Source organism: Streptomyces rimosus subsp. rimosus (assembly GCF_000720725.1).
GTDB classification, from domain to species: domain Bacteria; phylum Actinomycetota; class Actinomycetes; order Streptomycetales; family Streptomycetaceae; genus Streptomyces; species Streptomyces rimosus_A.
In genome coordinates, this window is sequence record NZ_JOCQ01000019.1 from 82994 (window position 1) to 105848 (window position 22855).

Sequence of the window (22855 nt, forward strand, 5' to 3'; positions counted from 1 at the left end):
TTCCCCGAGACAGGGGGTCTCAGTGCAACGCATCCGGGTTCTGGTGGTCGACGACCACCGCATCTTCGCCGAGTCCCTGGCGGCCGCGCTCGCGGCCGAACAGGACGTGGACGTGGCGGCGGCCGGCAGTGGACCGGCTGCCCTGCGCAGCCTGGAGCGGGCGGCCGCCGACGGCCGGCGCTTCGACGTGATGCTCATCGACGCCGACCTCGGCACCGTCACGGCACCGCTGGCATCCGTACCGTCGCAGCCCACGCCGGGCCGCGACGGCAGCGCGGACGGCGGCCCGCTGGACGGCATCTCGCTGGTCGCGGGCGTCCGTACGGCCTATCCGTACGTCCGTACCGTCGTGCTCGCCGAGAAGGACGACCCGCGCCGGGCCGCCTTCGCGCTCCAGGCGGGCGCCGGCGGCTGGGTCGCCAAGGACTGCTCGCTCTCCCGCCTGCTCGCCGTCATCCGCGGCGTGCTGCGCGACGAGACGCATCTGCCGCCCGCACTGCTGACCGGCGTCCTGCGGGAGCTGACGGCGGCGCGCAAGCACCGCACGGAGAGCGAGCGCCTGGTGGAGTCGCTGACGCCGCGCGAGCGCGAGGTGCTGCGCTGCATGGTGGCGGGGCTGGGCCGCAAGGCGGTCGCCGAGCGGCTGTTCCTGTCCCCGCACACGGTCCGTACGCACATGCAGAACGTGCTCGGCAAGCTCGGCGTGCACTCGACGCTGGCCGCCGTGGCGCTGGCGCGGCGGGCCGGGGTCGGGCCGGTGGAGCTGGAACCGGCCACCGCCGCGGCCTCCGCGCTCACCTGAGGCGCGGCGCGGGGACCGCCCGCGCCGCGCCCGGCACCGGTCAGCCGCCCGCGGACCCCGCCCCGCGCGGGTCCTTCAGCACGGCCACACCACGGGCCGGCAGCGCGATCCGGTAGGTGTGCTCCGACCGCTCCCCGCGCGCCCCGGCGAGCGCGTCGGCCATCGGGCAGGGCAGCGTGATGTCGGCCGCCCTCGCACCGTGGTTGAGGAGGAAGAGGAAGCGCCCGCCGGCGCCCTCCCGCACGGTGGCCTGTACGCCCTCGGGCAGCCCGGCCAGCACCGGCCGCACGCCCGCCGCCGCCCGTACGTGGTCCATCAGGGCCCGCATCAGGGCCGGTTCGAGGCGGGTGCCGACGTAGGTCACCGTGCCCGTGCCGTAGCCGTGCCGGGTGACGGCCGGGGCGCCCGCCAGGTCGCCGTCCGCGAACCGCGCGACGGGCTCGGCACCTTCGAGGAGAATCGCCTCCGACCACAGGTCCGCCGTACCGGAGGGCAGCTCCCAGGCACCCGGCGCCCCTCCCGCACGCCCCGGCCCGCCCGGCTTCCGTACGCCCGCGGCACCCCGTACGCCCACCGTCGCCCCCTCGTCCAGCGGCCAGAACTCCTCCACCCGCAGGCCCAGCAGCGACCGCAGCGGCCCCGGACAGCCACCGGGGTGCACCCGGTCGCAGGCGTCCACCACGCCCGAGAAGAACGACACCAGCAGGTGCCCGCCGCCCCGTACGTACGCCGCCAGCCGCGCCGCGACCGGCTCGGTCAGCAGGTACAGGTTCGGCACGACGACCAGCCGGTAGCCGGACAGGGCGCGGTCCGGCGGCACCACGTCGCACGTGACACCCGCCTCGAACAGCGGCCGGTAGTGCCCCAGCGCCAGCTCCGGCAGGCGCAGCGCCGTCGACGGGTGCGAGTCCAGCTCCAGGGCCCGCCAGCTGTCCCAGTCCGTCACCAGCGCCGCCGTCGGCCGCACCACCCGCGTCCCCGCGATCTCCGGTACGGACGCCAGCTCCCGCCCCAGCTCGGAGACCTCCCGGAAGATCCGGGTGTCCGTACCGGCGTGCGGCACCACCGCGGAGTGGAACTTCTCCGCGCCGCCGCGCGACTGCCGCCACTGGAAGTACAGGACGGCGTCCGCGCCCTGCGCGACGGCCTGCCAGCTCCACAGGCGCATCGCGCCCGGCGGCTTGGTGCCGTTGCGGGCCCGCCAGTTGACCGCGCCGGGCGCCTGCTCCAGCAGCAGCCAGGGCCGCCCGCCGCGCGCCGACCGCATCAGGTCGAAGGTGTACGCGGCCGTCAGATGCGTCCCGGGGTCGAAGGGGTCCTGGTAGAAATCCAGCGCCATCGCGTCCATGTCCCGCGACCACGCGAAGGCGTCCACCGGCTTGTGGAACGGCATCAGGTTCGTGGTCACCGGCACCGCGGGGCTCAGGCGCGTCAGCACCTTCTTCTCCGCCAGGTAGCAGCGGCGCAGCGCGTCGTCGCTGAAGCGCAGGTAGTCCAGCTGCTGCGCCGGGTTGGGGAAGGTGGGGGCGGTACGCGGCGGCAGCACCTCCTCGAAGTCCGTGTACGCCTGCGACCAGAAGGCCGTCGACCAGGCGTCGTTGAGGCGGTCCACGCTCCCGTACCGCGCGCGCAGCCAGTCCCGGAAGTCCGCAGCCGACACGTCGCAGTAGCACTGGCGGGTGTGGCAGCCGTACTCGTTGCCGATGTGCCACAGGGCCAGCGCGGGATGCTCGGCGTAGCGGGCGGCGAGCCGCTTGACGAGGCGGACGGCGTGTTCGCGGTAGACGGGGCTGGAGGGGCAGTAGTGCTGCCGCCCGCCGGGCCAGCGGCGCTGCCCGTCCGGGCCCTGCGGCAGGATCTCCGGGTGTGCGTGGGTGAGCCAGGGCGGCGGGGAGGCGGTCATGGTGGCCAGGCACACACGGATGCCCGCGCCGCCGAGGCCGTCCATGACCCGGTCGAACCAGTCGAAGTCGTACGCGCCGGGCCGGGGCTCGGCCCGCGCCCACGAGAAGATCCCGGCGGTCACCATCGTGACGTGCGCCTGCTTCATCAGGCCCAGATCCGCCTCCCACACCTCCTCGGGCCACTGCTCGGGGTTGTAGTCCGCACCGAAGTGGATGCCCATCGGGTCTCCCGGGTCGCGACGTGTACCGGCACGAGCTGCGGGCGGCGCGTACGCGGGGCGGCGCCGCCCGTACGCCATGATTCCCGCCCGCGGGCACCGCGGGGCGCACATCCGGCCGCGCGGCCTCAGGACGAGTTCTTGCGGACGCTCCAGCCGCCGTCCACCACCAGCTCCGTCCCCGTCACGAACGACGCGTCGTCGGAGAGCAGGAACGCGACGGCCGCCGCCACCTCCTCCGGACGCCCGAGCCGCCCGGCCGCGGTCTCCGCCGCGGTGGCCCGCCGGTCCGCCTCGCCGATGGCGTCCCACGCGGCGGTCAACACGGGGCCGGGCAGTACGCAGTTCACCCGTACCTCCGGTCCGTACTCGACCGCCAGCTGGCGCGCCAGCCCGGTCAGCCCCGCCTTGGACGCGGCGTACGCGGGACGGCCCGGCAGCCCGAAGCGGGCCTGCACCGACGAGATGAGCGCGATCGCACCACCGCGCTCCCGCAGGTCGGGAAGGACGGCCCGGACGCCCAGGAAAGCGCCCGTCAGGTTGATCGCCAGCTGCCGCTCCCAGTCCGTCGGGGCAGCCAGGTCGGCGGGCGCGTGCAGCCCTTGCAGGGCGGCGTTGCCGACCAGGGCGTCCACCGGGCCGTACCGCTGCCGCGCGGCCCGTACGGCGCGCTGCCAGTGCTCCTCGCGCGCCACGTCGCAGTGCTCGTACGAGGCCCGGCCGCCCGCGGCGCGGATGCGGCGGGCGGTGCGCTCGCCCAGCTCGTCGTCGATGTCCAGGATCAGTACCTGCGCGCCCTCGGCGGCCAGCCGGTCGGCGGTCGCGGCGCCGATCCCGGCGGCGGCGCCGGTCACCAGGACCGTGCGCCCGGGAAAGCGCGCGCCGTCCGGCGCCCCGGAGGGACGCCGGTGCCCGTGCCGCCCGTACGGAGTCTGCCGCCCGTACGGCTCCTGCTGTTCGCGGTGTCCCGGCCGGCCCTCGCGCCCGTGCCGCCCCTCGTGTCCCTGCCGTCCCTCGTGCCCTTGCTGGCCCCGCGGGCCGTGCTGGCTCATGGAGCGATCCAAGCCCACCGGGCGAGTGCGCGGCAAGGGGCCGTGGCGGGCCGGGCGGCCCCAGGCTCTCAGCCGGGTGTGTTGTCGAAGGGGGCCGTCAACTGGCGCAGCAGACGGGCCAGTTCGCCACGCTGCTGGTGGGACAGCTCGGCCAGGATCGCGCGCTCCTGGGTGAGCAGCCCGGCCAGCGACTCGTCCGCCGCCTCGCGCCCCTCCGGCGTCAGCCGCACCAGCACCCCGCGCCGGTCGCTGGGGTCGGGCAGCCGCTCGACCAGGCCCTTCTTCGCGAGCCGGTCGATACGGTTGGTCATCGTGCCGGAGGTGACCAGGGTCTGCGTCAGCAGCGCCCCGGGGGAGAGCTGGTACGGCGCCCCCGCGCGGCGCAGCGCGGTGAGCACGTCGAACTCCCAGGGCTCCAGGCCGACCTCGGAGAAGGCGAGGCGGCGGGCGCGGTCGAGGTGTCTGGCCAGCCTGCTGATGCGGCTGAGGACCTCAAGCGGTTCCACGTCGAGGTCCGGGCGCTCCCGGCGCCATGCTGCGACCAGTCGGTCGACCTCGTCCTCCATGGAGATCAGTGTAGTTGGTCTGTCGATGTGAAGTCTCTTGACGTCAAGATATATTTCGGTGGACTATTGGGCATCGTCGGCGATGGGCTCACGCCGCGCTCGCGTGGCCTGCACCAGCCCTGCATCCGCTGAAGGGGTTCGAACATGCACGTCGCACCAACCTGGGATCCACAGCAGTACCTGCGCCACGCCGGACACCGCACGCGCCCGTTCCACGATCTGCTCGCCCGCATACCCGAGCTGCCCAACCGGAACCGCCCCGCCCGCATCGCCGACCTCGGCTGCGGCCCCGGCAACGTCACCGTCCAGCTCGCCGACCGCTGGCCCGACGCGCACATCACCGGCCTGGACAGCTCCGCGGACATGCTCAAGGAGGCCGAGGCCTACGCGGGCCCCACCCCCGGCGGCGGCCACCTCGACTTCGGGCCCGCCGACGCCACCCACTGGCGCCCCGCGGAACCCTTCGACCTGATCGTCTCCAACGCGGCGCTGCAATGGGTCCCCAACCACCCCGAATCCCTGCCGGCCTGGATCGACGGCCTCACCCCCGGCGGCACCCTCGCCTTCCAGGTCCCCGGGAACTTCACCTCGCCCAGCCACGCGCTGCTCGGCGACCTGTGCGACGAACCGCAGTGGCGCGACCGCCTCGCCGGCCACGGCCGCCGCTTCGTGCACATCCTCGACCCCACCGGCTACCTGGAACGCCTCACCGCGCTCGGCTGCGCGGTCGACGCCTGGGAGACGACCTACGTCCAGCTCCTCCAGGGCGAGGACCCGGTCCTGGACTGGGTCAAGGGCACCGCCCTGCGCCCCGTGCTGACCGCCCTGGAGGACGACCCGGCCGCCCGCGACGAATTCCTGTCCCAGTACCGCGACCTGCTCCGCAAGTCCTACCCACCCGGCCCGCACGGCACGGTCTTCCCGTTCCGCCGCATCTTCGTGGTGGCCCACAAGGAACGATGACCCTGTGAGGTGAGACTGTGATCACCGGCCTCGACCATGTCCAGCTTGCGGCCCCGCCGGGCAGCGAGCCCGCTCTGCGAGGGTTCTACGGGGGCGTGCTCGGGCTGCGGGAGGCCCCGAAGCCGCCTTCGCTGGCCGGCCGGGGCGGATGCTGGTTCGAGGCCGGTGAGGCTCAGCTCCACCTGGGCATCGATCCCGACTTCCACCCCGCCCGCAAGGCCCACCCGGCCCTGCGCGTCTCGGGCCTCGGCGCCTACGCCCGCCGCCTGGCCGCCCACGGCATCCAGGTCACCTGGGACGACGGCCTGCCGGACCACGACCGCTTCTACGCGTACGACCCCATCGGCAACCGCCTGGAATTCCTGGAGCGGCGAAGCGGCGGGTGACCGGGTGACCGGTCCGGTTCAGGACCGGCGGTGGCCTATCAGACGCGGCTTCGGCTCCAGGCCGTCCAGCCCGTGCCAGGCCAGGTTGACCAGGTGGGCGGCCACCTCGGCCTTCTTCGGCTTACGGACGTCCAGCCACCACTGACCGGTCAGCGCGACCATGCCGACCAGGGCCTGCGCATACAGGGGGGCCAGTTTCGGGTCGAAGCCGCGGGCCTTGAACTCCAGGCCCAGAATGTCCTCGACCTGGGTGGCGATATCGCTGATCAGCGACGCGAAGGTGCCGGTGGACTGGGCGACGGGGGAGTCGCGGACCAGGATGCGGAAGCCGTCCGTATACGTCTCGATGTAGTCCAGGAGCGCGAACGCGGCCTGTTCGAGCAGCTCACGGGGGTGGCCGGCGGTCAGCGCGCCGGTGACCATGTCCAGCAGCTGGCGCATCTCGCGGTCCACCACGACCGCGTACAGCCCCTCCTTGCCGCCGAAGTGCTCGTAGACGACCGGCTTGGAGACACCGGCCTTGGCCGCGATCTCCTCGACCGAGGTGCCCTCGAAGCCGCGCTCCGCGAAGAGCGTGCGGCCGATGTCGAGCAGCTGCTCACGGCGCTGGGCGCCCGTCATCCGCACCCTGCGGGTGCGCCGGGTGCCCGCGCCGGAGGGGGCCTTGCCCTGCTTGTCGTTCACGCTGCTGCCGTCGATCGCCACCCGTCCATCATGCCTTCCCCGGCTACCGCTCCCCGGCACCCCCGCTCGCGGCCCCCGCCAGGCGCCGGGCGTCCAGCCGCGAGGCGTTCGGCCAGCGCACGTCGTACGCCCAGCCCGCCTTCTCGAACCAGCGGATCAGCCGGGCGCTGGAATCCAGCTGCCCCCGCAGGACGCCGTGCCGCGCGCACGTCGGATCGGCGTGGTGCAGGTTGTGCCACGACTCGCCGCACGAGAGCACCGCCAGCCACCAGACGTTGCCGGACCGGTCGCGGGACCTGAAAGGGCGCTTGCCGACCGCGTGACAGATCGAGTTGATCGACCAGGTGACGTGGTGGAGCAGGGCCACGCGCACCAGGGAGCCCCAGAAGAACGCGGTGAGCGCGCCCTGCCAGGACATCGTGACCAGGCCGCCGATCAGGGGCGGGGCCAGCAGCGAGACCACCGTCCACAGGACGAACTGGCGGGAGACGCGGCGGATCGCGTCGTCCTTGATCAGGTCGGGCGCGTACTTGTGCTGCGGCGTCTGCTCCTCGTCGAACATCCATCCGACGTGCGCCCACCACAGGCCCTTCATGAGCGCCGGGACCGTCTCGCCGTACCGCCACGGCGAGTGCGGGTCGCCCTCCGCGTCGGAGAACTTGTGGTGCTTGCGGTGGTCCGCCACCCAGCGCACCAGCGGCCCCTCCACCGCCATCGACCCCATGATCGCGAGCGCGATGCGCAGCGGGCGCTTCGCCTTGAAGGCCCCGTGGGTGAAGTAGCGGTGGAAGCCGATCGTGATGCCGTGGCAGCCGATGAAGTACATCGCCGCCAGCAGCGCCAGGTCGAGCCAGCTCACCCCCCAGCCCCAGGCCAGCGGCACCGCGGCCACCAGCGCCAGGAAGGGCACGGTGATGAACAGCAGCAGGGTGATCTGTTCGACCGAGCGTTTGCTGTCGCCGCCGAGCGTCGCCGACGGCAGCGGCGTTCCGGTTTCGGCTGGTTTGGGAGTCTCTTCGATGACTTCGGGGCTAGCGGTCATGTGGTGTCCCTCGTCGGGGGCTCGGGGGCACGGCTACGGCTACGGGACCGTAACCTACGGTCTCGTAAGTATGGCAGTGCCGCCGACACGGACAAGGGTCCGACAGGTCGGTAACGAGTGACCGAATTGCGGCAGAACAAGCCGGGAGAGCGGTGCAAGTTCCGTCACATCCGGTCAACGCGCAGGTGTGAGCACCGCCCGTGGCAGGTAGGTCCCACAGAACGGACAGGGTGATCCGCCGACCGCGCGGAGACCTATCCTGGGGAACGTCGGACAGCGCGGTCCGCGACCCTCCCCGCCCACCACCGGTAGGGGAGTACCCCCTGCAAGCCCGGACGTGCTCAGATCACGAAGATCACTGCAAGGAGCCGCACCTGTGAGCAGTGCCGACATCACCCCCGCCGCGAACGACGAGCGCACCGCCACCCCGGCCGCCGCCGACGCCGCCCGCGACAACGGGCCCCTGCGCGCCGACATCCGCCGCCTCGGCGACCTCCTCGGCGAGACCCTCGTCCGCCAGGAAGGCCAGGAGCTGCTGGACCTCGTCGAACAGGTGCGCGCCCTGACCCGCTCCGACGGCGAGGCCGCCGCCCGGCTCCTCGGCGAGACCGACCTGGCCACCGCCGCCAAGCTGGTCCGCGCCTTCTCCACCTACTTCCACCTCGCCAACGTCACCGAGCAGGTCCACCGCGGCCGCGAACTGCGCGCCAAGCGCGCCGCCGAAGGCGGCATCCTCGCCCGCACCGCCGACATGCTCAAGGACGCCGACCCCGAGCACCTGCGCGCCACCGCCGCCAACCTCGGCGTCCGCCCCGTCTTCACCGCCCACCCCACCGAGGCCGCCCGCCGCTCCGTCCTCACCAAGCTCCGCAAGGTCGCCGAACTCCTCGACCGTACGGACGCCACCGAGCGCCGCCGCGCCGACCTCCGCCTCGCCGAGAACATCGACCTCATCTGGCAGACCGACGAACTGCGCGTCGCCCGCCCCGAGCCCACCGACGAGGCCCGCAACGCCATCTACTACCTGGACGAACTCGGCCGCGGCGCCGTCGGCGACGTCCTCGAAGACCTCGCCGCCGAACTGGAACGCGCCGGCACCGAGCTGCCCCCCGGCACCCGCCCGCTGACCTTCGGAACCTGGATCGGCGGCGACCGCGACGGCAACCCCAACGTCACCCCCCAGGTCACCTGGGACGTGCTGATCCTCCAGCACGAACACGGCATCACCGACGCCCTCGAACACATCGACGAGCTGCGCGGCGCCCTGTCCAACTCCATCCGCAACTGCGGCGCCACCGAAGAACTCCTCGCCTCCCTCCAGCAGGACCTCGACGCGCTCCCCGAGATCAGCCCCCGCTACAAGCGGCTGAACGCCGAGGAGCCCTACCGCCTCAAGGCCACCTGCATCCGCCAGAAGCTCGTCAACACCCGCGAACGCCTGGCGGGCGACACCCCGCACGTCCCCGGCCGCGACTACCTCGGCACCGCGGGACTCATCGACGACCTCGCCCTCATCCAGACCTCGCTGCGCGCACACCGCGGCGGCCTCGTCGCCGACGGCCGGCTGGAGCGCACCCTGCGCACCATCTCCGCCTTCGGCCTCCAGCTCGCCACCATGGACGTCCGCGAACACGCCGACGCCCACCACCACGCCCTCGGCCAGCTCTTCGACCGCCTCGGCGAGGAATCCTGGCGCTACACCGACATGCCGCGCGACTACCGCCGCAAGCTCCTCGCCAAGGAACTGCGCTCGCGTCGCCCCCTCGCCCCCAGCCCCGCCCCCCTGGACGAGGCCGGCGCCAAGACCCTCGGCGTCTTCGAAACCATCCGCAAGGCCAAGGACACCTTCGGCCCCGAGGTCGTCGAGTCCTACATCATCTCCATGTGCCAGGGCTCCGACGACGTCTTCGCCGCCACCGTCCTGGCCCGCGAGGCCGGCCTCATCGACCTGCACGCCGGCTGGGCCAAGATCGGCATCGTGCCGCTCCTGGAGACCACCGACGAGCTGAAGATCGCCGACCAGCTGCTGGACGAAATGCTCGCCGACCCCTCCTACCGGCGCCTGGTCGCCCTGCGCGGCGACGTCCAGGAGGTCATGCTCGGCTACTCCGACTCCTCCAAGTTCGGCGGCATCACCACCAGCCAGTGGGAGATCCACCGCGCCCAGCGCCTGCTGCGCGACGTCGCCCACCGGCACGGCGTACGCCTGCGCCTCTTCCACGGCCGCGGCGGCACCGTCGGCCGCGGCGGCGGCCCCTCCCACGACGCGATCCTCGCCCAGCCCTACGGCACCCTCGAAGGCGAGATCAAGGTCACCGAACAGGGCGAGGTCATCTCCGACAAGTATCTGGTCCCCTCCCTCGCCCGGGAGAACCTGGAACTGACCGTCGCCGCCACCCTCCAGGCATCCGCGCTGCATACCGCGCCCCGCCAGTCCGACGAGGCCCTGGCCCGCTGGGACGCCGCCATGGAGACCGTCTCCGACGCCGCCCACGGCGCCTACCGCAAGCTGGTCGAGGACCCCGACCTGCCCGCGTACTTCTTCGCGTCCACCCCCGTCGACCAGCTCGCCGACCTCCACCTCGGCTCCCGGCCCTCCCGCCGCCCCGACTCCGGCGCCGGCCTCGACGGCCTGCGCGCCATCCCGTGGGTCTTCGGCTGGACCCAGTCCCGCCAGATCGTCCCCGGCTGGTACGGCGTCGGCACCGGCCTGAAGGCCGCCCGCGAGGCCGGACTCGACGTCGTCCTCGACGAGATGCACGAGCACTGGCACTTCTTCCGCAACTTCCTGTCCAACGTCGAGATGACGCTGGCCAAGACCGACCTGCGGATCGCCCGGCACTACGTCGACACCCTCGTACCCGACGAGCTCAAGCACGTCTTCGACACCATCAAGGCCGAGCACGAACTGACCGTCCAGGAAGTCCTGCGCATCACCGGCGAGACCGAACTCCTCGACTCCAACCCGGTCCTCAAGCAGACCTTCCACATCCGCGACGCCTACCTGGACCCGATCTCCTACCTCCAGGTCTCGCTGCTCCACCGGCAGCGGACCGCCGTCGAACGCGGCGAGGAATCCGACCCGGTGCTGGCACGGGCGCTGCTGCTCACCGTCAACGGTGTGGCGGCGGGGCTGCGCAACACGGGGTGACCCGGCGGCCGGCCCGGCGTGACCCGGGCCGGCCGCTGCGCGCCGGATAAACGATTGTCCTCAATCGCCGGACGGACTTGGATGGTTGGCCGGGGCTCGTGCCCCGGCCAACGGTCGTTAGGGGGGTACCGCGCATGGACGAAGAGACCTGGCTCGCGACACAGCGGCCGTCGCGCGTACGGGAAGTCCAGGCGGGACGGCTGGCCTGGACCTCCGTGGACCTGCTGGACCTGGAGAGCGGGTACGCACGGCCGCTCCGGGACGCCCTGGAGAGCTTCGGCGTGCAGGTCCACTACCTGCCCATCGGACAGCCCCGGCACTTCGTGGCCGCCCTCGACGGCAGCCGGCCGGTCGCGCCGTACGTCATCCTGTCCTGCCACGGCGACGAAGGCCGCATCCTGCTCGACGACCTCGCCCCGGAACTCGCCGCCTTCCAGCCGTTCAACGCCTCCGCCGGACCCGACGAGGTGCGGACACACCTCCGCCTGCCGGGCAGCGTCGTCATCAACAACGGCTGCGACACCGGCGACCCGGCCCTGGCCGACGCCTTCCTCGACGCCGGAGCGAGCGCGTACATCGCACCGCGCGGCGCACCGTTCGGCTACGCCAGCGTCTTCGCCCCGCTCTTCCTGTTCTACGAGCTCACCGAGCAGCGCACCCTCAGCGAGGCCGTCACCCGGCTGCGCGCCCACGACGACGAACTCGGCATGTGGGAAATGCACGACCGGCACTGAGGAGGCCCACCGCAGGGACCCCTACAACGCCACGAACGCAGCCCCCAGCAACACCGCCCCCAGCGCCCCCATCACCCACGCCGTGCGCCGCATCTTCATACCGCCCGCCACCACCAGCGCCGCCAGCAGCAGTGAACCCGCGAACGGCACCCACGCATGCAGGATGCCGCCCGGGCCGGTCCGCACGGCACGGTCCGTGCCGGGCTTGAGCACCACCTCGACCCGCTCACCCTCGCCGGGCGCCGCCGCAGCAGCCATCGACACCCGCGCCGGGCGCCCGCCACCGCCCCCCGAGGGGACGTACGGGCCCGCACACCGATCGTCACGGCAGTCCGCCACCGTCATCGTGCCGCGCTCACGCCCCTTCACGAACATCGCGTACTTGGCCGTGTTCCACGACGTCCACACGCCCGCCACCAGCAGCAACAGCGCCAGCGCCGCCATCAGCCCGGTACGGGCGACCAGCAGCAGCCCGTAGGCGCTCTCCCCCAGCCGACGGGTGCGGCTGCGCTTCTTGGCCGTACGACCGGTACGGCCGCGCGTCTTGGTACTCGGACTGCTCTTGGGCATGGCGGCGATCCTTGGGCATGTGACTGTCCGCGGTCAACCTGGGGCCGGGTCCACCGCCACCCGCCACCCACCGGACACCGCCGCGCCGTCACGAGTTGTACGTGCTCTGCGCCCGCTCCAGACCGTCCACGATCAGCGCCTCCACCGCGTCCGCCGCCCGGTCCACGAAATAGTCCAGCTCCTTGCGCTCCGCGCCGGAGAAGTCCTTCAGAACGAAATCCGCCACCTGCATACGGCCCGGCGGACGCCCGATACCGAACCGCACCCGGTGATACTCCGCACCCAGCGACTTCGTGATCGACTTCAGACCGTTGTGGCCGTTGTCACCGCCGCCCAGCTTCAGCCGCAGCGCCCCGTAATCGATGTCCAGCTCGTCGTGCACCGCCACGATGTTGCCGACCGGCACCTTGTAGAAGTCCCGCAGCGCCGTCACCGGACCGCCCGACAGGTTCATGAACGTCATCGGCTTGGCGATCACCACCCGGCGGCTGCCCGGACCCGGCGGGCCGATCCGGCCCTCCACGACCTGCGCCCGCGCCTTGTGCGCCTTGAACCGCCCGCGCATCCGCTCCGCGAGCAGGTCCGCCACCATGAACCCCACGTTGTGGCGGTTGGCCGCGTACTCGGGGCCCGGGTTGCCCAGCCCCGCGACCAGCCAGGGACCCTCAGCGTCCGTCGTCATCCTCATGTCTCCTTGCAGCAACCGGACCGGCCGGCCCCGTGAAACGGCTCGACCGCCGCCACGCACGCACGGTGCGGGGCGGCGGTCGAGACGATAACCCGTGTTACGGAAGCGATCAGCCCTCGGCGGACTCGTCGCCCTCGGCCTCCGCCGGCGCCTCGGCCTGCGCCGCGACGACCTGGAGCACCACGGTCTCCTCGTCGATGGCCAGGGCCGAGCCGGTCGGCAGGGTGATGTCCTTGGCGTGCACCGAGTCACCGGCGTCCAGGCCCGCCACGGAGACGGTCACCGACTCCGGGATGTGGGTGGCCTCGGCCTCCAGCGGCAGGGTGTTCAGCAGGTGCTCCAGCAGGTTGGCACCCGGCGCCAGGTCGCCCTCGACGTGGATCGGCACCTCGACGGTGACCTTCTCGCCCTTGCGCACGGCCAGGAAGTCCACGTGGACCAGGAAGCCGCGGATGGCCTCACGCTGCACGGCCTTGGGGATGACCAGCATGCTCTCGCCGTCCATCTCCAGACGGATCAGCGCGTTCGGGGTCTTCAGGGCCATCATCAGCGCGTGGTTGTAGATGGCGACGTGCTTCGGGGCGTCACCGTGACCGTAGATCACGCCGGGAACCATGTTCTCGCGGCGGGAACGGCGGGCGGCACCCTTACCGAAGTCGGTACGGATCTTGGCGTCGAGCTTGACCTCGGCCATGTGGCACTCCTCGTAGTCGGCACGGTCGCGGAAGGACCGGACGGATCTGTGGGGCGTCACCCGGCCCACGACAGACCTGCTACGAAGAGCGCGTCGATAACGGACCGCCGCACCACAGAAAAGTGCGGCCTCCCTCGCCGAGCAACTCCATGAGTCTACCCGGCGGGGAGGCCGCCCCCAAAGTCGATCTCCGTCAGCCCCCAGGGCTACGGAATCCGGCTCACTGCTCCTCGAAGAGGCTGGTCACCGAGCCGTCCTCGAACACCTCACGGATCGCCCGGGCGATCGTCGGCGCCATCGACAGCACCGTGATCTTGTCCAGCTCCAGCTCGGACGGGGTGGGCAGGGTGTTGGTGAAGACGAACTCGCTGACCTTCGAGTTCTTCAGCCGGTCCGCCGCCGGACCGGACAGGATGCCGTGCGTGGCCGTCACGATGACGTCCGCCGCGCCGTTCGCGAACAGCGCCTCCGCCGCGGCGCAGATCGTGCCACCGGTGTCGATCATGTCGTCCACCAGGACGCAGACCCGGTCCTTCACGTCACCGACGACCTCGTGGACGGTGACCTGGTTCGCCACGTCCTTGTCCCGGCGCTTGTGGACGATCGCCAGCGGCGCGTCCAGCCGGTCGCACCAGCGGTCCGCGACCCGCACCCGGCCCGCGTCCGGCGAGACCACCGTCAGCTTCTCGCGGTCCACCTTCGCGCCCACGTAGTCGGCGAGCACCGGCAGTGCGAACAGGTGGTCCACCGGGCCGTCGAAGAAGCCCTGGATCTGGTCCGTGTGCAGGTCGACCGTGACGATCCGGTCCGCGCCCGCGCACTTCAGCAGATCGGCGATCAGGCGGGCCGAGATCGGCTCGCGGCCGCGGTGCTTCTTGTCCTGGCGGGCGTAGCCGTAGGACGGGATGACCACGGTGATGCTGCGGGCCGAGGCCCGCTTCAGCGCATCGATCATGATCAACTGTTCCATGATCCACTTGTTGATGGGAGCCGTGTGGCTCTGCATCAGGAAGCAGTCCGCACCGCGCGCCGACTCCTGGTAACGGACGTAGATCTCGCCGTTGGCGAAGTCGAACGCCTTGGTCGGGACCAGCCCGACACCCAGCTGGTGGGCGACCTCCTCAGCCAGCTCGGGGTGGGCGCGGCCGGAGAAGAGCATCAGCTTCTTCTCGCCGGTCGTCTTGATCCCGGTCACAGCAAATCTCCTCGAATCCTGTTTGCGTGCACTTATCACGGTACGCCCCGCACGGCGTACCCGAGCACGATCACTGCTCGCCGTCGGACTCCTGGCCAGCAGCAGACGCAGCCTGCGCGGCGGCGCTTCCGGGACGCTTACGGGCGACCCAGCCCTCGATATTCCGCTGCTGGCCGCGCGCGACCGCCAGCGAACCCGGGGGCACATCCTTGGTGATGACCGAGCCGGCAGCGGTGTACGCGCCGTCCCCGACCGTGACAGGAGCCACAAACATGTTGTCCGAGCCGGTCTTGCAGTGCGACCCGACCGTCGTGTGGTGCTTCGCCTCGCCGTCGTAGTTCACGAACACGCTCGCCGCACCGATGTTGGTGAACTCACCGATCGTCGCGTCACCCACATACGACAGGTGCGGCACCTTCGTGCCCTCACCGATCGACGCGTTCTTCATCTCCACGTACGTACCGGCCTTCGCCTTCGGGCCGAGATCCGTACCCGGACGCAGATACGCGTACGGACCCACGCTCGCACCCGGACCGACCTTCGCGCCGTCCGCGACCGTGAACGACACCGTCGCCCCCTCGCCGACCGACGTGTCCTTCAGCCGCGAGTCCGGACCCACCTCGGCGTGCGCCGCGACATGCGTGGCGCCCAGCAGCTGGGTACCCGGGTGCACCATGGCGTCCGCCTCGAACGTCACCGTCACATCCACCCACGTCGTCGCCGGGTCCACGACCGTCACGCCGTCCAGCATCGCGCGGTGCAGCAGGCGGTCGTTGAGCAGCCGGCGCGCCTCCGCGAGCTGCACCCGGTTGTTGATGCCCAGGATCTCCCGGTGGTCGTCCGCCACCGCGGCACCGACCCGGTGGCCGGCCTCGCGCAGGATCCCCAGCACATCGGTGAGGTACTCCTCACCCTGGCTGTTGTCCGTACGCACCTTGCCCAGCGCGTCGGTCAGCAGCTGCGCGTCGAACGCGAACACCCCGGAGTTGATCTCCCGGATCGCGCGCTGCGCGTCCGTGGCGTCCTTGTGCTCGACGATCTCGGTGACCGCGCCGGTGTTCTCGTCGCGCACGATCCGGCCGTACCCGGTCGAGTCCGGGACCTCGGCCGACAGCACCGTGACGGCGTTGCCGTCCGCGGCGTGGGTGTCACCGAGCTTCTTGAGGGTCCCGCCGGTCAGCAGCGGGGTGTCGCCGCACACGACGATCACGGTGCCGTCGAGGGTGACACCGCTGTCGCTCAGCTCCTCCAGGCCCATGCGGACGGCATGGCCGGTGCCGTTCTGCTCGTGCTGGACCGCGGTGCGCACCTCCGGGTCGATCTCGGCGAGGTGCCCGCCGACCTGCTCACGGGCGTGACCGACGACCACGACGAGGTGCTCGGGGTCCAGCTCTCGGGAGGCGGCGACGACATGCCCCACGAGGGAGCGACCGCAGATCGCGTGCAGGACCTTGGGGGTCGACGACTTCATGCGGGTGCCCTCACCCGCTGCGAGAACGACGACGGCGGCCGGGCGGTTGGCGCTCACGGGATGCCCTTCGGCTTCTTCGGGTGGTGGACACCCGAAGGATACCGGTGTGGTTTGCGGGCGAAACGCGGGCGGGTCCCGACCTGTGGTCGGGACCCGAACTTAGTATTGCTCCCCCGTCAGGACTCGAACCCGAACAGATGGCACCAAAAGCCACAGTGCTGCCAATTACACCACGGGGGACTATTGCGGCACAAACCGGACATTCCGTCAGGCTGTTGACCGGACTCCCAACACTATGCCGTACCACCAGCCTTCGACGCGACGGTATAGGTCGGCTCCGCGTCGAACCCGGACCACGAGACAGCCGTGATAGCCCTCGCCCACATTCTTGCGCACTGTCTTCGGGTTGTGTTTCTTCAGGGTCGTCTTGCCGAAGTCCGTGACATCGAGGCCGACCAGATCCGCCCAGTAGTGCTCGGCTGCGGCTACGTCGGCGGACTCATGGATCATCACGTGGAACCGCAGTCGTTCGGGCTCGACGGACATCAGCTTCAGCCAGGCCAGGAAGATCTCGATCATGGTTGGGTCGCTGTTGACGAACTCGATGGTCTCCGTCGTGCGGTGCGGCTTGCTCTTCGTCCCCTCGGACCAGTAGAGCCCGACGCCCACCAGCATCAGTTCTCGGTCGGAAAGCGTGCCGATTTCGCCCATGGCCGTGGCCTTGGTCCGTTGTCGCTCCTTGTCCCGGATCGTCAGCTCGTGCTCCCAGCGCTTGCGGGCGGCGAGCTGGGCTTGCTCCGTCCGGGTCCGCCGAGGCGACGGCTTGGGCATATCCCGTACCCACAGGGAGATGGAGCTCTTCGAGCAGCCCAGCTCGACCTGGATCTCGTCGTACGTCATCCCCCGCCCCCGCAGCTCCCGCGCCTTGGCCCGCAACTCGTCCTTCGCGTTCGGGCGCCGGGTCCAGTCCGGTGGGGGCTCGCCTTCCAGGAGGCGGTTGAGGATGTCGTTGTTGTGGATGTGGAGGCGGTCGCGGATCTGGCGGCGGCTCAAGCCCGCGCGGCGGAGGGTGACGGCCTGGTCGCGCAGGGACTCGAAGTCCGCTCGTGTGTGGTCGTGCATGCGCTCAGCGTCGGGCCGGGCGGTGTACAGCGGGGTCGAAAATGTGGGCGATTCAACAGTTCGAGGGAAAACGGGACGGTACTGGTCCGTAACGGTGCACTCGCGTGCAGAGCGCTCGACGGAAAAACGCGTGCGGGCGCCCGTAGGCTGGTCGGTATGACCGCAACGGGGGCAATCGAAGCAACGGGTGCGAGGGACGCGCCCTCCGGGCCGTGGTGGTGGCCACGGCGGCGGAGCGCCGTCCTGGATGTGTCGCTGGCCGTCGTCTCGACGCTGGAGACCGTGGTCGAGGGGCTGGACTTCGCCGGGGACTCCGGGCTGCCCGCGTGGGCCGGGCTGCTGCTCGGCCTGGTGGTGGGCCCGGTGCTGCTGCTGCGCCGCCGCTGGCCGGTGGCCGTGGTGCTGGTCTCGATCGCGGTGACGCCGACGCAGATGGGCGCGCTGCTGAGCATCGTGGGCCTGTATTCGCTGGCGGTCTCCGACGTGCCGCGCCGGGTGCTCGGGCTGCTGGCCGGGATGTCGGTGATCGGGACGCTGGTCAGCAGCTTCTTCTCGCTCCGGCAGGACCTGCTCAACGAGCCCGGCTTCCAGCCGCCGACGTGGTTCGTGCTGGTGATGTCGGTCGCGGTGGGGCTGATCGTTACGGCGCCGCCGGTGCTGTGGGGTCTGTACGTGGGGGCCCGGCGCCGCCTGGTGGAGAGCCTGCGGGAGCGGGCGGACGGGCTGGAGCGGGAGCTGTCGCTGCTGGCCGACCGGGCCGAGGAGCGGGCGGAGTGGGCCCGTAACGAGGAGCGGACCCGGATCGCGCGGGAGATGCACGACGTGGTGGCGCACCGGGTGAGCCTGATGGTGGTGCACGCGGCGGCGTTGCAGGCGGTGGCGCTGAAGGACCCGGAGAAGGCGTCGCGGAACGCGGGCCTGGTGGGGGACATGGGCCGGCAGGCGCTGACCGAGCTGCGGGAGATGCTGGGCGTGCTGCGGACCGGGGAGGGGGCGGCGGGCCGGCCGTCGGCGCCGGTGTCGGACGAGCCGGAGCGCCTGGTGGCGGTGGCGTCCAAGGCGAAGGCGAAGGCGCGGGCGGACGGCGCGGGTACGGCTGTGGCGGACGCGGGGGCGGCTGGGCCGGCGGAGCCCGGTGGCGCGAGGGGTGCCGGGGCGCGGTCCGGGGCGCGGGCGGCGGAGGCCGGTGCCGGTGGCCGGGTGCGGGGCGGTGCCGCGGTGGTGACGGCGGAGCCGGAGGGCGGCGAGGGGCCGTCGCTGGCGGAGCTGGGTGATCTGGTGGGGCAGTCGCGGGCGGCCGGGATGGCGGTGGAGCTGTCGGTGGACGGCGTGGCCGCGGAGGACGGTTATCCGTCGGGGGCGGAGCAGACGGTGTACCGGGTGGTGCAGGAGGCGCTGACGAACGTGCACAAGCACGCGCCGGGTGCCCGGGTCCGGGTCCGGCTGGCGCACCGCGAGGGTGAGGTCGCCGTACAGGTGGAGAACGGTCCGTCGGCGGGTGGCGCGGTGGATGTCGGGCTGCCGAGCGGCGGCAACGGTCTGGTCGGTATGCGGGAGCGGGTGGCCGGTCTGGGCGGGGTGTTCGTGTCGGGGCCGACGGAGGCGGGCGGTTTCCGGGTGTCGGCGGTGCTGCCGGGGCGGCGGGGGGTTGAGTCCGCGTAGCGGTACGGGGGACTGGGTGCATGTAGCGGTACGGGGGGATGAGGCCCCGTGGCTGTACGGGGGCTGAGGCCTCCGAAGCGGCCCCGGGGCCTGCTTGCCTCAGTCGAAGATGACCGACCGTACCTTCAGGCGCTCCGACGCGCCGCCGGTGCGTGGCTTCAGGCGGAAGGAGTTGCCCTCGCAGTCGGTGTCGGTGAAGACGGTCGCCCAGGCGTCGGTGCGGTTCTTCGGCGAGTGGCCCGGCTTGGGGTTGTCCTCGCCGACGCCGTGGAGATCGATGCACCGGCCGCCGGGCGGGTTGTTCAGGAAGCCGCTGGCCTCGTCACCGTCGACGGTCGTGTAGGAGTAGCGGAACTGCCCCGAGGCCGCAGCGGCGGAACCGGGAACGGCGGCCAGAAGCAGGACGGCGCCGAGAACGGCGGGGAAGGCGGAGCGAAGACGCATCAACAGGCCCCTCTGCAGGCGGAGAAATTGCCGCATTCACCTCTGCCCGCCCGCGCAGCCGCCTACCCGGGTATCACACCTATGGATGACGCGGACACGCCTGCATTGGCTCGCACGGCGCAACGGAACGAAGCGCCCCTTATGACGCCCTCAGGTCGGGCTTCACGGACGGGCTCGCAGCGCTCCCACGGCCCGGCCCCAGCGCTCCCAGACCGTCAGCGCTCCCGGACCGTCAGTGCTCCGCAGCGGCCCCCGCGCTGAGCCGTATCGGGCGGGTGCCGAGGACCAGCGTGTTCAGGGCCTGGTCGAGGTCCGGGCCGAGGTACCAGTCGCCGGTGTGGTCGAGGCTGTAGACGCGGCCTTCGGTGTCGATGGCGAGGACGGCCTGGCCGCCGGCTTCCTGGCCGAGCGGGGCGACGTCGGTCTCCAGGGCGCGGCCGAGGTCGCCGAGGGTGCGGGCGAGGTGGAGGCCGTGCAGCGGGTCGAGGGTGAAGGGGGTGGGGGCGATGTGGCGGCCGGGCCCGGTGGGGTTGATGTCCAGGCCGCCGAACTCGGCCCACGCCTCGACGGCGGCGGGGAAGACGGTGTGCCGGTGTCCGGCGGGGGAGGCGTGCGAGCGCAGGGCGTCGGCCCAGTGTTCGGCCTGCTGCATGTCCCAGCGGCCGGGGCGCCAGCCGGCGTCCTGGAGGGCCGCGTCGACGGCGACGGGGAAGCGGGTGGCCGCGCTGCGGGAGCGGTCGTAGACCGGGGCGACGGGTGCCGCGGAGTCCGCGGACGGTGCGGTGGGGGGCATGGTGCTGGTCAGCTCCCTGCGTGCGTGCCGATGGGCATGACGCCGAAGAAGGCGAGGAGGGCGTCGCAGGAGCGACAGGGGGGAGCGTAGCTGCCGTGCAGGGGGTCGCCGTCCTCGCGGATGTGCCGGGCGGTGAGTTTGGAATGTTTCAGGGAGCGGCGGGCCTCGCCGTTGGTGAGGGGTTTGCGGGAGGCGCGTTTGCCGCGGTTGGCCTCGACGGCGGTCAGGTGGCGGCTCAGCAGGACGGCTTCGGGGCAGCGCCCGGTGAAGCGTTCGCGCTGGGCGGTGGGGAGCGTGTCGAGGAAGTCCTGTACGAGGTGGTGGAGCACGGGGGGCTGTTCGGCCTTGCTCGCGGTACAGGTGAGGGTGCGTCCGCGTACGGACAGGGCGGCGCCGACGGTGGGGAGGATGCCGTCGCGGCGGTGGCGGAGGGCAGGCGGACGGTCGTCGTCGGCGGTGCCGCTCCAGCCGACGCGGGGGTCTCCCGTGGCGGCGGTCTTCTGGTGTGCCGTGGTGCGCATGGTCAGTGCTTTTCCCTCCCCGAATCCCCGGGACGCCGGAGGTCCCCCGCAAGGGTAGGGGGAGATCAGCCTGCCAAATGCCCCGGGTCTTGGGGAAGTCGGACGGGCTGTCGGTGATGTCACGGTTGTGTGCGGGTCCGGTCCCGGAACGGGCACCGGTACGGCGGCGGGCGGCGGACGGGTGCGCGGCGGGGGCGTGCGCCGAAGTGGGAGATCGGCCGCGGGTGTTGGGGCGGGGCGGCGGGGTGGCGGGCGGGTGTGCGCGGGAGAGCCTGTTGCGGCACGGCATAGGCTGTGCCCAGTAGCCGGAATCAGCCAGGGAGCACCGCCATGACGTCAGGTCGGCACGGGCTGGGGGCACCTCCCGGCCCCCAGGCCGCGGGCCACACCGCGCCACCGAACTCGGCCTATGCCGGGCAGGTCGTGCACTTCCCGGATCCGGTGCGGGCCGCCCGGTATCCGCGGGGGGTGCCGGTGGACGGGCGCGGGTTCCCGGACTTCTCGTCGTACGCGCGGGCGGCCGCGGAGATCGCGGAGCCGCCGGAGGGTTTCGGCGTGGATGAGCTGCGGCTGACGGACTATGTGTCGGCGAACGTGGCGCTGCACGCGCAGGGGCACGAGCTGTGGGAGGACGTGCCGTCGGTGGCGACGCCGCACGGCTGGACGTGGCACCACGTGGCGGGTACGCGGCGGATGGAGCTGGTGCCGGTCGAGGTGAAGGCGCTGCTGCGGCACCACGGCGGGCTGGCGACGGCTTCGGTGGATCACGGCCGGCGCGGTACGCGGCCGTTGCAGGACACGCGGCCGGTGCACTTCGGGCTGCCGCACCGGGAGCTGTCGGTGGCGGAGGAGCAGGTGCAGCAGGCCGAGGAGTCGCTCGGGTACCGGCTGCCGGGCGCGTACCGGGCGTTTTTGAAGGCGGCGGGCGGCTGTGCGCCGGTGGGTGTGGGGCTGCACGCGGATCTGGGGCTGCTGGTGGACCAGCCGTTCTTCACGGTGCGGGACGAGGCCGCGATGAATGATCTGGTGTACGTCAACAAGTGTCTGCGTGACCACTTCACCAAGGACTATCTGGGTGTGGGGTTCGTGCAGGGCGGGGTGATCGCGGTGCGGGTGCGGGGGGAGGCGCCGGGTTCGGTGTGGTTCTGCGCGTACGACGACGCCCGGGACCGGGACGGGTGGCCGGTGCAGGAGCGGGTGGAGCGGCTGCTGCTGCCGTGCGGCGCGGATTTCGACGATTTCCTCCAGCAGCTGGCGGGCAGTCCGCCGGAGCTGGAGACGGTGGCGAACTTGATGGTGGACGGTGGCTTCGCGCGTGCCGTTCCGGTGGAGGGGTGAGGCGCGGTGGTGACGTTCGCGCAGGCTCAGGAGCGCGCGGAGCGCTGGGTCAACGATGACGTGCCGGGTCCGTTCCGGCGTGAGGTGCGGGTGCGGGAGTTCGAGCTGGGGTTCGTGGCCTGGGCGGAGGACCGTGAGGGCGGACCGTCCACGGATGGGGGCCGGGCTCGGCTGGTGATCGCGCGGGACAGCGGGGAGACGACGCTGTGGCCGGGGCTGCCGGTGGGTGAGGTGATCCGGCGGTACGAGGAGGAGTACGGCGCGGTGGCGGATGCCGCCCCGGTGGAGGCGCCGCCGCAGCGGATCGACCTGGAGGCGACGTCGTTCCTGCTGACGCCGCCGGAGTGGTTGCAGGAGGCGGCGGACCAGATCGGGCTGGGGGACCGGCGGTCGGGGGAGACGGCTGCGGGGGAGACGGCCGCGGGGGCTGCGGGGGCTGCCTCCGTACGGGACGAGCGGCCCATAGGGGGTGAGCGCCCCGTACGGGATGAGCGGCCCATACAGGACAAGCAGCCTGTACAGGACGAGCCGCCCGTGCAGGACCGGGTCCCCGACGGTGCCACCCCGTGGTCCGGTACCGATATCCGGGCGGACGACGGCAGCGACGACCGTTCGGTGGGGCTGCCCGAGACCGTCTTCGCGCCGCCGCTGACCGGGTTCGACGAGGAGGACGCGCCGCCGCGGAGCGCGCGTCCCGAGGCGAAGACCGAACTGCTGGCGGGCGGCAGCCAGTTGCCGCGGACGATGCTGGCGCCGGCGATCGAGGAGCCGGGGACCGGCGGGCCGGTGGCGCCGCCGATGCCGTCGTCGCCGCCCCCCGCGCCGCCCGGCCCGTCCGCCGGGGCGATGCCGCCC

General features: G+C 72.0%; 21 protein-coding genes, 1 tRNA gene and 1 pseudogene. 8 read left to right on the forward strand and 15 right to left on the reverse strand.

What is annotated here, in order from left to right; genetic code table 11:
- The first annotated feature begins 22 nt into the window (after window positions 1-22).
- On the forward strand, window positions 23-802 hold the full coding sequence (locus IH45_RS0112785; protein WP_030666263.1) for a LuxR C-terminal-related transcriptional regulator: 780 nt from the start codon (window positions 23-25) through the stop codon (window positions 800-802).
- 40 nt (window positions 803-842) lie between these two features.
- Here the strand turns inward: IH45_RS0112785 and IH45_RS0112790 are convergent, their stop codons facing one another.
- From IH45_RS0112790 to IH45_RS0112800, 3 genes are all read right to left on the reverse strand, one after another.
- Complete coding sequence (locus IH45_RS0112790) at window positions 843-2927, reverse strand: beta-galactosidase (protein ID WP_030666264.1); 2085 nt, start codon at window positions 2925-2927, stop codon at window positions 843-845.
- A 125-nt stretch (window positions 2928-3052) separates the two neighbouring features.
- Window positions 3053-3976 (reverse strand): SDR family NAD(P)-dependent oxidoreductase, encoded by a 924-nt coding sequence (locus IH45_RS01000000143575; protein WP_030666266.1) that lies wholly within the window; start codon window positions 3974-3976, stop codon window positions 3053-3055.
- A 68-nt stretch (window positions 3977-4044) separates the two neighbouring features.
- The gene (locus tag IH45_RS0112800) at window positions 4045-4542 is read right to left on the reverse strand and encodes a MarR family winged helix-turn-helix transcriptional regulator (RefSeq protein ID WP_003984378.1); all 498 of its coding nucleotides are present in this window, start codon (window positions 4540-4542) and stop codon (window positions 4045-4047) included.
- Between the two features lie 144 nt (window positions 4543-4686).
- Here IH45_RS0112800 and IH45_RS0112805 point away from each other — a divergent pair, with 144 nt between their 5' ends.
- Together IH45_RS0112805 and IH45_RS0112810 are read left to right on the forward strand one after the other, a co-directional pair.
- A complete protein-coding gene (locus tag IH45_RS0112805) occupies window positions 4687-5505 on the forward strand; it encodes a trans-aconitate 2-methyltransferase (RefSeq protein ID WP_030666267.1) in 819 nt (272 codons plus the stop codon).
- A gap of 17 nt (window positions 5506-5522) precedes the next feature.
- Complete coding sequence (locus IH45_RS0112810; protein ID WP_030666269.1) at window positions 5523-5891, forward strand: VOC family protein; 369 nt, start codon at window positions 5523-5525, stop codon at window positions 5889-5891.
- A gap of 18 nt (window positions 5892-5909) precedes the next feature.
- On the opposite strand, the gene IH45_RS0112815 is transcribed toward IH45_RS0112810, so the two are convergent.
- Together IH45_RS0112815 and IH45_RS0112820 are read right to left on the reverse strand one after the other, a co-directional pair.
- Entirely contained in the window at window positions 5910-6596 is a 687-nt protein-coding gene (locus IH45_RS0112815; RefSeq protein ID WP_030666270.1) for a TetR/AcrR family transcriptional regulator, read from the reverse strand.
- Window positions 6597-6618: 22 nt separating this feature from the next.
- The gene (locus tag IH45_RS0112820; RefSeq protein ID WP_030666271.1) at window positions 6619-7617 is read right to left on the reverse strand and encodes an acyl-CoA desaturase; all 999 of its coding nucleotides are present in this window, start codon (window positions 7615-7617) and stop codon (window positions 6619-6621) included.
- A gap of 376 nt (window positions 7618-7993) precedes the next feature.
- On the opposite strand from IH45_RS0112820, the gene ppc reads away from it, so the two are divergent.
- The gene (gene ppc, locus IH45_RS0112825; RefSeq protein WP_030666273.1) at window positions 7994-10768 is read left to right on the forward strand and encodes a phosphoenolpyruvate carboxylase; all 2775 of its coding nucleotides are present in this window, start codon (window positions 7994-7996) and stop codon (window positions 10766-10768) included.
- Between the two features lie 134 nt (window positions 10769-10902).
- Window positions 10903-11502, forward strand: a complete 600-nt coding sequence (locus IH45_RS0112830; RefSeq protein ID WP_030666275.1) for a hypothetical protein — start codon at window positions 10903-10905, stop codon at window positions 11500-11502.
- A 21-nt stretch (window positions 11503-11523) separates the two neighbouring features.
- Here the strand turns inward: IH45_RS0112830 and IH45_RS0112835 are convergent, their stop codons facing one another.
- The 7 genes from IH45_RS0112835 to IH45_RS0112865 all read right to left on the reverse strand — a co-directional run bounded on the left by IH45_RS0112835 (window position 11524) and on the right by IH45_RS0112865 (window position 17242).
- Window positions 11524-12072, reverse strand: coding sequence for a hypothetical protein (locus IH45_RS0112835; protein WP_030666277.1), 549 nt, complete (start codon window positions 12070-12072; stop codon window positions 11524-11526).
- An 88-nt stretch (window positions 12073-12160) separates the two neighbouring features.
- Window positions 12161-12754 (reverse strand): aminoacyl-tRNA hydrolase, encoded by a 594-nt coding sequence (gene pth / locus IH45_RS0112840; RefSeq protein WP_030666279.1) that lies wholly within the window; start codon window positions 12752-12754, stop codon window positions 12161-12163.
- Window positions 12755-12869: 115 nt separating this feature from the next.
- The gene (locus IH45_RS0112845) at window positions 12870-13454 is read right to left on the reverse strand and encodes a 50S ribosomal protein L25/general stress protein Ctc (RefSeq protein WP_030666280.1); all 585 of its coding nucleotides are present in this window, start codon (window positions 13452-13454) and stop codon (window positions 12870-12872) included.
- Between the two features lie 220 nt (window positions 13455-13674).
- Window positions 13675-14649 carry a ribose-phosphate diphosphokinase gene (locus tag IH45_RS0112850; protein WP_030374403.1) on the reverse strand — a complete coding sequence of 325 codons (975 nt, stop codon included), beginning with the start codon at window positions 14647-14649 and terminating at the stop codon, window positions 13675-13677.
- Between the two features lie 70 nt (window positions 14650-14719).
- Window positions 14720-16177 (reverse strand): bifunctional UDP-N-acetylglucosamine diphosphorylase/glucosamine-1-phosphate N-acetyltransferase GlmU, encoded by a 1458-nt coding sequence (gene glmU, locus IH45_RS0112855; RefSeq protein WP_030666281.1) that lies wholly within the window; start codon window positions 16175-16177, stop codon window positions 14720-14722.
- A 111-nt stretch (window positions 16178-16288) separates the two neighbouring features.
- Window positions 16289-16360, reverse strand: a tRNA-Gln gene (locus tag IH45_RS0112860).
- A 27-nt stretch (window positions 16361-16387) separates the two neighbouring features.
- Window positions 16388-17242 carry a hypothetical protein gene (locus IH45_RS0112865; RefSeq protein WP_030666282.1) on the reverse strand — a complete coding sequence of 285 codons (855 nt, stop codon included), beginning with the start codon at window positions 17240-17242 and terminating at the stop codon, window positions 16388-16390.
- Window positions 17243-17398: 156 nt separating this feature from the next.
- Here IH45_RS0112865 and IH45_RS0112870 point away from each other — a divergent pair, with 156 nt between their 5' ends.
- Window positions 17399-18904 (forward strand): sensor histidine kinase, encoded by a 1506-nt coding sequence (locus IH45_RS0112870; RefSeq protein ID WP_234440524.1) that lies wholly within the window; start codon window positions 17399-17401, stop codon window positions 18902-18904.
- A gap of 99 nt (window positions 18905-19003) precedes the next feature.
- Here the strand turns inward: IH45_RS0112870 and IH45_RS0112875 are convergent, their stop codons facing one another.
- The 3 genes from IH45_RS0112875 to IH45_RS0112885 form a co-directional block, all read right to left on the reverse strand.
- Window positions 19004-19348: a hypothetical protein gene (locus IH45_RS0112875; RefSeq protein ID WP_030666284.1), complete on the reverse strand. Its 345-nt coding sequence runs from the start codon at window positions 19346-19348 to the stop codon at window positions 19004-19006.
- Between the two features lie 232 nt (window positions 19349-19580).
- Entirely contained in the window at window positions 19581-20141 is a 561-nt protein-coding gene (locus IH45_RS0112880) for an SUKH-3 domain-containing protein (protein ID WP_030666285.1), read from the reverse strand.
- Between the two features lie 8 nt (window positions 20142-20149).
- Window positions 20150-20662, reverse strand: a complete 513-nt coding sequence (locus tag IH45_RS0112885; RefSeq protein WP_030644407.1) for a YwqJ-related putative deaminase — start codon at window positions 20660-20662, stop codon at window positions 20150-20152.
- A 330-nt stretch (window positions 20663-20992) separates the two neighbouring features.
- Between IH45_RS0112885 and IH45_RS0112890 the strand changes: the two genes are divergently transcribed.
- Complete coding sequence (locus tag IH45_RS0112890; protein WP_030666286.1) at window positions 20993-22000, forward strand: SMI1/KNR4 family protein; 1008 nt, start codon at window positions 20993-20995, stop codon at window positions 21998-22000.
- A gap of 6 nt (window positions 22001-22006) precedes the next feature.
- Window positions 22007-22855 (forward strand): annotated as a pseudogene (locus IH45_RS1000000148685) (SUKH-4 family immunity protein); the annotation flags it as partial.

Excerpts from the sequence above, each read along its gene's own strand:
- pth (WP_030666279.1), bottom strand. The coding sequence starts at position 12,754 with ATGACGACGGACGCTGAGGGTCCCTGGCTGGTCGCGGGGCTGGGCAAC.
- IH45_RS0112865 (WP_030666282.1), bottom strand. The coding sequence starts at position 17,242 with ATGCACGACCACACACGAGCGGACTTCGAGTCCCTGCGCGACCAGGCC.
- IH45_RS01000000143575 (WP_030666266.1), bottom strand. The coding sequence starts at position 3,976 with ATGAGCCAGCACGGCCCGCGGGGCCAGCAAGGGCACGAGGGACGGCAG.
- IH45_RS0112805 (WP_030666267.1), top strand. The coding sequence starts at position 4,687 with ATGCACGTCGCACCAACCTGGGATCCACAGCAGTACCTGCGCCACGCC.
- IH45_RS0112790 (WP_030666264.1), bottom strand. The coding sequence starts at position 2,927 with ATGGGCATCCACTTCGGTGCGGACTACAACCCCGAGCAGTGGCCCGAG.
- IH45_RS0112890 (WP_030666286.1), top strand. The coding sequence starts at position 20,993 with ATGACGTCAGGTCGGCACGGGCTGGGGGCACCTCCCGGCCCCCAGGCC.
- IH45_RS0112885 (WP_030644407.1), bottom strand. The coding sequence starts at position 20,662 with ATGCGCACCACGGCACACCAGAAGACCGCCGCCACGGGAGACCCCCGC.
- IH45_RS0112835 (WP_030666277.1), bottom strand. The coding sequence starts at position 12,072 with ATGCCCAAGAGCAGTCCGAGTACCAAGACGCGCGGCCGTACCGGTCGT.
- IH45_RS0112830 (WP_030666275.1), top strand. The coding sequence starts at position 10,903 with ATGGACGAAGAGACCTGGCTCGCGACACAGCGGCCGTCGCGCGTACGG.
- IH45_RS0112880 (WP_030666285.1), bottom strand. The coding sequence starts at position 20,141 with ATGCCCCCCACCGCACCGTCCGCGGACTCCGCGGCACCCGTCGCCCCG.
- IH45_RS0112875 (WP_030666284.1), bottom strand. The coding sequence starts at position 19,348 with ATGCGTCTTCGCTCCGCCTTCCCCGCCGTTCTCGGCGCCGTCCTGCTT.
- IH45_RS0112800 (WP_003984378.1), bottom strand. The coding sequence starts at position 4,542 with ATGGAGGACGAGGTCGACCGACTGGTCGCAGCATGGCGCCGGGAGCGC.
- IH45_RS0112820 (WP_030666271.1), bottom strand. The coding sequence starts at position 7,617 with ATGACCGCTAGCCCCGAAGTCATCGAAGAGACTCCCAAACCAGCCGAA.
- IH45_RS0112870 (WP_234440524.1), top strand. The coding sequence starts at position 17,399 with ATGACCGCAACGGGGGCAATCGAAGCAACGGGTGCGAGGGACGCGCCC.
- IH45_RS0112845 (WP_030666280.1), bottom strand. The coding sequence starts at position 13,454 with ATGGCCGAGGTCAAGCTCGACGCCAAGATCCGTACCGACTTCGGTAAG.